The sequence below is a fragment of the Thiohalocapsa sp. genome, assembly GCF_019695415.1.
Taxonomy (GTDB): domain Bacteria; phylum Pseudomonadota; class Gammaproteobacteria; order Chromatiales; family Chromatiaceae; genus Thiohalocapsa.
The window spans coordinates 6,986-16,334 of sequence record NZ_JAIFKJ010000114.1; the positions used below are offsets into that span (position 1 = coordinate 6,986).

General features: G+C 67.5%; 8 protein-coding genes. 6 read left to right on the forward strand and 2 right to left on the reverse strand.

What is annotated here, in order from left to right:
- On the forward strand, positions 1-483 hold a 483-nt coding region (locus tag I6U14_RS02650), incomplete at its 5' end, for a hypothetical protein (protein ID WP_296896664.1).
- Between the two features lie 236 nt (positions 484-719).
- Positions 720-1,910: an RtcB family protein gene (locus I6U14_RS02655; protein WP_296896665.1), complete on the forward strand. Its 1,191-nt coding sequence runs from the start codon at positions 720-722 to the stop codon at positions 1,908-1,910.
- 313 nt (positions 1,911-2,223) lie between these two features.
- Here the strand turns inward: I6U14_RS02655 and I6U14_RS02660 are convergent, their stop codons facing one another.
- Positions 2,224-3,243 (reverse strand): GyrI-like domain-containing protein, encoded by a 1,020-nt coding sequence (locus I6U14_RS02660; RefSeq protein ID WP_296896666.1) that lies wholly within the window; start codon positions 3,241-3,243, stop codon positions 2,224-2,226.
- Positions 3,244-3,471: 228 nt separating this feature from the next.
- Positions 3,472-3,990, reverse strand: a complete 519-nt coding sequence (locus I6U14_RS02665) for a glutathione peroxidase (protein ID WP_296896668.1) — start codon at positions 3,988-3,990, stop codon at positions 3,472-3,474.
- A 259-nt stretch (positions 3,991-4,249) separates the two neighbouring features.
- Between I6U14_RS02665 and I6U14_RS02670 the strand changes: the two genes are divergently transcribed.
- From I6U14_RS02670 to I6U14_RS02685, 4 genes are all read left to right on the forward strand, one after another.
- Positions 4,250-4,993: a ferredoxin--NADP reductase gene (locus I6U14_RS02670; RefSeq protein WP_296896670.1), complete on the forward strand. Its 744-nt coding sequence runs from the start codon at positions 4,250-4,252 to the stop codon at positions 4,991-4,993.
- Positions 4,994-5,020: 27 nt separating this feature from the next.
- A complete protein-coding gene (locus I6U14_RS02675; protein ID WP_296896671.1) occupies positions 5,021-6,607 on the forward strand; it encodes an ATP-dependent DNA ligase in 1,587 nt (528 codons plus the stop codon).
- A gap of 5 nt (positions 6,608-6,612) precedes the next feature.
- Complete coding sequence (locus I6U14_RS02680) at positions 6,613-8,166, forward strand: cryptochrome/photolyase family protein (RefSeq protein WP_296896673.1); 1,554 nt, start codon at positions 6,613-6,615, stop codon at positions 8,164-8,166.
- A gap of 292 nt (positions 8,167-8,458) precedes the next feature.
- Positions 8,459-9,349, forward strand: an 891-nt coding sequence (locus tag I6U14_RS02685) for an FAD-dependent oxidoreductase (RefSeq protein ID WP_296896675.1), incomplete at its 3' end; no start/stop codon positions are given.

Below are 9,349 nucleotides of genomic sequence, written 5' to 3' on the forward strand. Positions count from 1 at the left end.
ACCGGCGGCACGGCAGAGGGCCGCGCCGAGTTCGATGCCCTGCCTAACAAGGCGGAGCAAAGGGGGTGGACCGGGCTGGGGCGCGCACTCAAGGGCATCGCCGCCGGCGAGCGCGGCCCGGAGGTCTTCCGCGGGCTGGACGAAGAGGACCAGATCATCGCCGATGCCATCCTGCGGGGCATGCAGGACCCGACCACCCTACCCGACCCGGCCCAACGCCAAGACCCGACCATGGCCGCCCCAGGCTTGGCGCACATGATCCACGCCGCCGCCACCGGCAACCCCCAGGCACTGGCCCTTATCGGCAACATGGCCGAGCAGATAAGCACCGTCGGCGGCGCCATGGCGCGGCTCGCGGGCATCATCCGCCCAATGATCCAGGGCGAGCGCGACCCGGAGCGCTTGACCCGCGGCATGGACAGCCAGGGCGAGCAGCTGGTGCTGCAGATACTGGCGGAGCTCGGCAAGCTGGAGGCCCACTGACGTAGCCAGCCCGGCTCCCTTCGTCGGCGGGGCGGTCGGCGCCGGCACGGCGGCGCTCTCGTCGCGAAGCGCCAGCTTCGCGACCAGCAGCCAAAACCTCGGTGAGGGATGCCTGGGTGCGGTCGACGCGCGACGACAGCATCGCTCCCCGCACCAAACAAGCGCCAGGGCCTACACTCTGGCTCTGCTCTTTGCACCCTGCACCCTGAACCCTGGACCCTGGACCCAAACAACCCGTGCCCATTCGCCAAGTCCTGACGGACCAGCACAAACCGGTGAAGATCTTCACCGACGACATCGACGCGGCCGCGGCCCAGCAGCTGCGAAACGTCGCCGCCCTGCCCTTCGTACATCACCATGTCGCGGCCATGCCGGATGTGCACTGGGGCCTCGGGGCGACCATCGGCTCGGTGATCCCCACGGTCGGCGCCATCGTGCCGGCAGCGGTGGGGGTGGACATCGGCTGCGGCATGAATGCGCTGCGCCTGTCGCTCACCGCCGATCAGCTGCCGGACAACCTGGCCGAGCTGCGAGCACAGATCGAGCGCGACGTGCCCGTGGGCTTCGCGGGACACCCGGACGGGCGCTGGTGCGAGGACGGGCTCAAGCGTGTGGCCACCGGGCTCACGCGTATCCAAGCCAAGTACCCCGTCATCGACGCCCGCTGGCAAAGCCAGCTCGGCAGCCTGGGCGGCGGCAACCACTTCATCGAGCTCTGCCTGGACGAGTCCGGCCGGGTTTGGATCATGCTGCACTCCGGTTCGCGCGGTATCGGCAACCGCATCGGCCAGTTTTTCATCGAGCAGGCGCGCCGAGAAATGGAGCGCCTGGACATCCGCCTGCCGGACCGGGATCTGGCCTATTTCACCGAAGGCAGCGAGCTCTTCGATGACTATGTGGAGGCCGTGGGCTGGGCGCAGCACTACGCGCTCGAGAACCGCCGGCAGATGGTTCGGCTGATTCTGGGGGCCCTACGGCATCAGGTGGCACTTGGCCGGCTGCCGGATTTCAGCGTCACGGACGAGGCCATCGAGTGCCATCACAATTACGTCGCACACGAGCACCATTTCGGCCGCGACGTGCTGCTGACCCGCAAGGGCGCCATCCGCGCGCGCAAGGGTGACCTCGGCATCATCCCCGGCAGCATGGGCGCGCGCTCTTACATCGTCCGCGGCCTGGGGGAGCCCGAGAGCTTCTGCTCCTGCGCCCATGGCGCCGGCCGGCGCATGAGCCGAGGGGAGGCCAAGCGCCGCTTCAGCCGAGCGGACCTGGCGGCGCAAACGGCGGGGGTCGAGTGCCGCAAGGACAAGGGCGTCATCGACGAAATTCCGGCCGCCTACAAGGACATCGACAGCGTCATGGCCAACCAGACGGATCTGGTTGAGGTGGTCCACACCTTGAAGCAGATCGTGACCGTCAAAGGCTAGCGAGGCGGCGCATCAGACCGCCGAGCGACCGGATCGCCGGCATGACTCGGGTTCAGCATTGGCCAGGGCTGAGGGCCGAGGGCTAACGGACTGAACCCTACACCGCCGGCAGCAACTGCGCCTTGACCCTTAGCCCTATCGCTGCCTGGAACGGGAGGCGGCATTGGAAACTTGATGCCTCTGCAACTATCCGGCGTCGTGAAGCAATCCGGGCGCCCGCTCGATCCAGCCCCATATCGGAAGCCGCAGCGCTCGGCTCGTCCTCGCGCGGGACCTTCTGCGGCGGGGATGCCGCCCGCGTGGGGCGCGCTGCTCAGCGCTTGGCCCGGATGGGCACGTAGATGTGCGTCACCAGCTCGTTATCGCTGGCTACCGACTCGGGCCCTGTTGCGTACACTTCCAATGCCGGCCTTGTGCGGTCCCATTGCTGCTTGGTCATGCGCAAATGGGCCATGAGCGCATGCCAGGCGAGCTCCAAAAAGTCATAGCTGCCAGCCACTTCCGTCGCCTGGCAAGGACCGCCTGGAAATCCCTTGACCGTAAAGTCTCCGCCTGCGGTACCAGGCTGCACGGGCACGGCGATGTCGCAGCGCAGGCGCCCGGCCTTGGCGTCGGGCGTATGGTAGGCGCTGAAGGCGGGACCGGCGGGCTCGACACCGCGCTCCTCGAGCGCTGCGCGGATGCGCCCGAAGCCCTCTCGCATGGCCTGCGGCATGTCTTTGGTGCCGCCATCGAAGGCGATGGTGAGCGCCGTCTGCGCCGGCAGCTCCGTGTTGCCGGGGAAGCGGATGTCGAGCGTCGGCGCATCCGGGTCCAGCAGGGCCCGCAGCCGCACGAGACCCAGCTCGAAATCTCTGCCGATGAGCTGCGAGAGCATCGGCGCCAGAAAGCGCAGCAAAAAGGGCATGCGCCCGCGCATGGTCCAATAGCCCTCCGTCGCCGGTGCGCCCTCGTCCACGGTAGGCACGAGCTCCCAGCTCACCGCACCGGTGAGCTTGAACGGGCGCTTGAAATCGATGCGCTGCTCGATGCGCTCCGGCGGGTGCAGGGACACGTGGGTGATGCGGCCGGCGCCGATGAGCTTGCCGTTCCAGGCGTACCAGCCATGCACGGCTGTGGGATCGTCGCTGTAGCTCAGCGCTGCATCCGGCTCATGCAGCAGCCAGGGGCTCCAATCCCGCCAGCCTCGCAGGTCCTGCACCCGCTCGAATACCATGGCTGGCGTGCAGCGCATGGTCAGCTTGCGGCGGACGTTGATCTCCCCCGGCTGCAGGAGCAGAAAGATCAGCACGCCGACAATGATCAGCAGCGGCAGCGCGAGCAGATAGAGCATTGGTGGGGCCTGTCGGCAGCAGACGTTGGCTGCGCAGTCTAGCGGAACTCGGTGTCGGTACGGCAGGCGACAGCACCTAGTCGCGCGCCCCAGAGGCTAGCCACCTCATGCCGAGATCGGCAACGCACAACGGCCCGACACCGCGCAGGCATCTGGCCGCTTGTTGCGCGCCGCCGCCGGCGCCCGGCGGTGCGCAGCGGCCGCGGCGCGGGCTCGGCGGTCTCAGGATCAGGACGACGCCGGTTTGGCCAACAATTGCTCGATGGTGCGCACCAGCTTCTTGCTCTTGGGCGAGGTCACGCTGGAGTACACGTCCACGACCTTGCCATCACGGTCGATGAGGTACTTGTAGAAGTTCCACTTCGGATAGACACCGGTCTGCTGCGCCAAGTACTGGTAGAAGGGATCGGCCTTGCCTTTCTTGACGCTGACCTTCTCGAACATCGGGAATTCCACCGAATAGGTCAGGCGGCAGAAGTCCTTGATCTGCTCCTCCGTCCCTGGCTCTTGGTTCCCGAAATCATTAGACGGGAAGCCCAACACCACAAGGCCCTGGTCACGATATTGATCGTAGAGTGCTTCGAGCCCTTCGTACTGGCCGGTGAAGCCGCACTTGCTTGCGGTGTTCACCACCAACAGCACCTTGCCCTTGTAAGCCTCGCAGAGGTTGACGGTCTCGTCGCCGGCGAGACGGCGCTTTTCGAAGTTGAGTGCAGGCGCGCAGGCAGCGGTGGCGGTATCGGTCATGAGTAAACCTCCCAGAACAATCAGCAGCGGTGTCAGGTAACGCATGGGCAGCATGGTGGGGCTCCGTTCAGCTGGGTTAAACAAAACCTGGACAGCGCGGATATGGTGCGGCGCGCAGGGATCACAATCCCCCGCCTGCCGGCGACCAACCCAACTGAATGGGGCGGCTCAAGGCCTGTCCAGATCCTGTTCAACCTTTGAAATGCCCAGCCATCGAACCAAGCTAGCGCGTTTCAGAACAACGCGAGGAGCAGCATCCATGGCCGAATGGCTCGAAGGCAAGATCGCCGGCAAGCGACACTGGTCGCAGGAGCTCTACAGCCTGCAGATCGACGCACCCCTACCGGATTTCGCGGCAGGGCAATACATCAAGGTCGCGCTGGACGTGGACGGAGAGCGCGTCGGCCGCCCCTACTCTCTGGTCAACGCGCCCTCCGAGCGCCCGCTCGAGATCTACTTCAACGAGATCCCCGAGGGCCCGCTCACGCCCAAACTATCCGATCTGGAAGTGGGGGACCGAATCTGGGTGTCCGACAAGGCAAGCGGCGTCTTCACGCTGGACAATGTGGTATCGCGCCGGCACCTCTGGATGCTCGCGACCGGGACCGCGCTGGGCGTGTATCTGTCCATGCTCAAGACTGCGGACCCGTGGGAGCGCTTCGAGCGCGTCATTCTGGTGCATGGCGCACGCAACGCCGGTGAGCTGAGCTACGGGGAGACCCTCGCCGAGCTGCAGGCGGCGCACGAAGACAACTTCACGTTCATCACCGCACTCACCCGAGACAGCAGCGAGACGGCGCTGCAGGGCCGTATCACGAACCTACTCGAAAACGGCTCCCTGCAGGCCGCCGCGGATGCCGAGATCACGCCCGAGGACAGTCACCTCATGCTTTGCGGCAACTCGGCCATGATCAAGGACGTGCGCGCTTGGCTGGAGGCCCGCAACATGCAGCGCCACAAGCGCCACGAGCCGGGGCACTACACCACCGAGCAGTATCACTGAGCACGCCGCTGCCGGCCGGCCGCTGCGATGCTGACTGTCCGGGACCTGGCTCAGGCCTGTGCCGATCTAAGCGCTACGCGCAGCCGCAGCGCCAAGGTCGCTCGGCTTACCGCGCTACTGCGGGGGGCCGGTGGCGGGGACATCGGCGCGGCGGCCCGGTGGTGCACGGGCGATGCAGCAAAGCACAGCCTCGGCATCGGTCCGGCGCAGGTGCGCTCGGCGCTCCACACGCCGCCAGCGACGGCACCCACGCTGACGCTCGCCGAAGCGGCGGCGCGCCTTGAAGATATTGCCGGCATCGCCGGCGCCGGCTCGAAGGCGCAGCGGACACGCTCACTGGCCGAGCTGTTCTCCCTCGCGACCGAGCCGGAACAACAATACCTGGCACGCCTGCTCGTCGGCGAGCTGCGCCAAGGGGCGCTCGAGTCACTGGTGCTGGATGCCGTCGCCTCCGCTTTCGATGTGCCGCAGGCTAGTGTTCGCCGGGCGCAGATGCTGCGCGGTGACATCGCGGAGGTCGCAAGCATCGCCCGAACCCACGGGCGTGCCGGGCTCGACGCGCTGAAACTGCAGATCTTCCGGCCTTTGCTGCCGATGCTGGCACAGCCGGCAGCGGACCTGGGCGACGCCCTCGCCCAGCTGCCGCAGCCCATCCTGGAGTACAAGCTCGACGGCGCCCGAGTCCAGATCCACAAACAAGGCGACGCCGTCCGGGTTTACAGCCGGCAGGGCAACGAGGTCACAGCCGCAGTGCCGGAGATCGTGACCACCGTCGCCGGCCTGCCGGCCTCCGAACTGGTGTTGGACGGCGAGACGCTGGCTCTCGCCGCAGATGGCCGCCCGCTGCCCTTCCAGATGACCATGCGCCGCTTTGGCCGCCACAGCGACGACCCGGACGTGCGTGCCCGGCTGCCGTTGACCGTCTTCTGCTTCGACTGCCTGGCACTTGCCGGCGAGACCCTGATCGACCTGCCCACCCACGCGCGCCACCGGGCGCTGACTGACGCCCTGCCGCCGTCGCTGGTGATCCCGAGGCTCATAGGCGCCGATGCGGGCAGGGCGCAGGGCTTTCTGCAGTCCGCCCTCGCCGCCGGCCACGAGGGCCTCATGGCCAAGGACCCCGAGGCCACTTATGCCGCCGGCGGCCGCGGCAGCCACTGGCTCAAGATCAAGCAGGCACACACGCTGGATTTGGTCGTGCTCGCCGCGGAATGGGGCAGCGGACGGCGCAGCGGCTGGCTGAGCAACCTGCATCTCGGCTGCCGCGACGGCGCCGGCGGCTACGTCATGCTCGGCAAGACCTTCAAGGGGCTCACGGACAAGCTGCTGGCCTGGCAGACCGAGGAGCTGCTGGCCCGGGAGATCACCCGCGACGGCCATGTGGTCCTGGTGCGCCCGGAGCTCATCGTGGAGATCGCCTTCAACGAGCTGCAGCAGAGCCGCCAATATCCCGCGGGGCTCGCGCTGCGCTTCGCCCGGGTGAAGCGCTACCGCGACGACAAGACGGCGGCCGACGCCGACACCCTCGACACCGTGCGCGCCCTGTTCGCCCGCCAAGTGGCCTACCGGCAGGACGCCGCAGCTGCCGGGCTCCCGCACGCGGCGAGCGCGTGAAGCGGATGCAGAGCGACAGTGCACCGATACGCCGACTGCTCCTGGTCCTCGGCGATCAGCTGAACCGCGACAGCGGGCTCTTCGATGACTGCGACCCGGTGCGGGACTTGGTGTGGCTCTGCGAGGCGGCGTCGGAGGCGACGCACGTCCCCTCGCACAAAGCGCGCACGGTGCTCTTCCTGGCCGCTATGCGCCACTTCCGCGAGCGGCTCGTGCGGGAGGGCCTGCCGGTGCGCTACCTGGAGCTCGGTGCGCACGACCACCCGAGCATCGAGGCGGCCCTCGCTGCCGACCTGCGCAATTTGGCGCCCGCGCAGGTGCGCTTGGTCCAGCCGGGCGAGCACCGTCTGCTCGCCGCCGTCAGCCGCACCTGTGCCGACGCGGGCATCGAGCTGGACGTCTTGGAGGACCGCCACTTCCTCTGCCCGCTGCCGGCGTTTGCGGACTGGGCGAAGGGCCGCAAAGAGCTGCGACTGGAATTCTTCTACCGCTGGATGCGCAAGCGGCATGACCTGCTCATGGAAGACGGCAAACCCGCCGGCGGCGCCTGGAACTTCGACAAAGACAACCGCAAGACCTTCGGCAAACAAGGGCCCGGGGCGCTGCCGCCGCCCCTGGGGTTCGCGCCGGACGCCCTGACGCAGGAAGTCATGGCCCAGGTGGAGGCGCGCTTCCCACAGGCACCGGGCACGCTCGAGCACTTCGACTGGCCGGTGACGCCGGAGCAGGCCGAGGCGGCACTGGAAGACTTCATCACGCATCGGCTCGTCGCCTTCGGCCCGTATCAGGACGCCATGTGGGCCGGCACGCCCTATCTCTACCATGCGCGGCTGTCGGCGGCGCTGAACCTGAAGCTGCTGAGCCCGCGTCGCGCCATCGACGCCGCGGTGGCGGCCTATCACGAGGGCCGTGCCCCCATCGCATCGGTGGAGGGCTTCGTGCGGCAGATCCTCGGCTGGCGCGAGTACGTGCGCGGCATCTATTGGCAGCAGATGCCGGAATACCTCGAGCAAAACGCGCTCGCTGCGCACCAGCCGCTGCCGGCCTTCTATTGGCACGCCGACACGGAGTATGCCTGTCTGGCCGATGCCATTGGCCAGGTGGTGGAGCGGGGTTATGGCCACCACATCCAGCGCCTGATGGTCACGGGCCTGTTCGCGCTGCTGCTGGGTGTGGAGCCGCGCCAAGTGCACGTCTGGTATCTCGCTATGTTCGTGGACGCGGTGGAATGGGTGGAGGCGCCGAATACCCTGGGCATGAGCCAGTTTGCCGACGGCGGCGTGCTGGCGAGCAAGCCCTACGCCGCAAGCGGCGCCTATATCCAACGCATGAGCAACTATTGCACAGGGTGCCGATACGACCCCAAGCAGGCCGTCGGTGCGGACGCCTGCCCGTTCACGACCCTGTTCTGGGATTTTCTGGCCCGACACCGCGAGCGCTTCGCCGGGCACCCGCGCACAGCGCTGATGTGGCGCAACCTGGAGCGTCTCGAGCCGGAGCGGCTCGACGCCATCCAGCGCCAGGCCGCTTTGCTGCGGGACAGGCTCGCGGCGGGCTGAGGGCAGTAATGTTTGAACCTAAAAAGAGCAGTTGAACGCTTCAAAGCGTATGCAAATGGTTGTACCAGTTGCGATTCCTACAGTGGCCGCATGCCACCCACTGGGTGAGCGCCGCTACGGCCGCCATGGCACGTCCCGCACGGCGCCTGGCGGCGTTACAACTCCTCGGAATAGGACGGCTATTCCTCGTCGTTGTGCCTTGCCAGTCACCCTGCGGGACGCACCCTGACGACCGTCCAACTACTCTCTTTAGGTTGAACCGGCACAGCGCCGTCTTGGAGGAGCGAGTCAAGTGGATGCGGATGTGGTCATCGTCGGTGCCGGGCTGGCCGGTCTTGCCTGCGCGCTGCGCTTGCAGCGTCAGGGGTTGCGACCGCTGTTGGCGGAGGCGGCTGACCGCGTCGGCGGGCGCATCGCCACGGACGTGCGCGACGGCTTCCTGCTGGACCGGGGCTTTCAGGTGCTGCAGACCTGGTATCCGGCGGCGCAACAACTGCTGGACTATGACGCCCTAGACCTGCGGCCCTTCTACCCAGGGGCGCTGGTGCGCATCGACGGGCAATTCCACCGGGTCAGCGACATCTGGCGCCGGCCTGCCCAACTCCCGGAGATGCTGGTTTCGCCTGTCGGCACGCTCGCCGACAAGCTCCGCCTGCTTGGTCTGCGCCGCCGCGCGCTGCACGGCGACCTGGACGCGCTCTATGCACGCCCGGAGCAGTCCGCGCCGGCGCTGCTGCGTGAGCTCGGCTTCTCCGAGCGCATCCAGGCGCGCTTCTTTCGGCCCTTCTTCGCCGGCGTCTTCTTCGAGCCGGAGCTCGATGTTTCCAGCCGTGCTTTCGAATTCGTCTTCCGCGCCTTCGCCCTGGGGGATACCGCACTGCCGGCGCATGGCATGGAGCAGATCCCGTTGCAGCTCGCGAGCCGCCTGGCACCGGAGAGCCTGCGCCTCGGCCAGCGCGTGGCACAACTGGAAGCGGACGGCGTGCGCCTCGCCGACGGCACCCGCCTGCGCGCCCGCGCCACAGTCGTCGCCACCGACGCGCCGGCAGCAGCGGCGCTCCTCAAACGCGAGCCGCCGACGACGCTCGGCACCCCCTGCTTCTACTTCCAGGCGCCGGCGGCGCCCTTCGAAGGGCCCTATTTGGTGCTCAACGCCCACGGCAGCGGCCCGATCAAAAGCCTG

Excerpts from the sequence above, each read along its gene's own strand:
- I6U14_RS02660 (WP_296896666.1), bottom strand. The coding sequence starts at position 3,243 with ATGCTCTATCTGCTCGCGCTGCCGCTGCTGATCATTGTCGGCGTGCTG.
- I6U14_RS02665 (WP_296896668.1), bottom strand. The coding sequence starts at position 3,990 with ATGACCGATACCGCCACCGCTGCCTGCGCGCCTGCACTCAACTTCGAA.
- I6U14_RS02670 (WP_296896670.1), top strand. The coding sequence starts at position 4,250 with ATGGCCGAATGGCTCGAAGGCAAGATCGCCGGCAAGCGACACTGGTCG.
- I6U14_RS02675 (WP_296896671.1), top strand. The coding sequence starts at position 5,021 with ATGCTGACTGTCCGGGACCTGGCTCAGGCCTGTGCCGATCTAAGCGCT.
- I6U14_RS02680 (WP_296896673.1), top strand. The coding sequence starts at position 6,613 with ATGCAGAGCGACAGTGCACCGATACGCCGACTGCTCCTGGTCCTCGGC.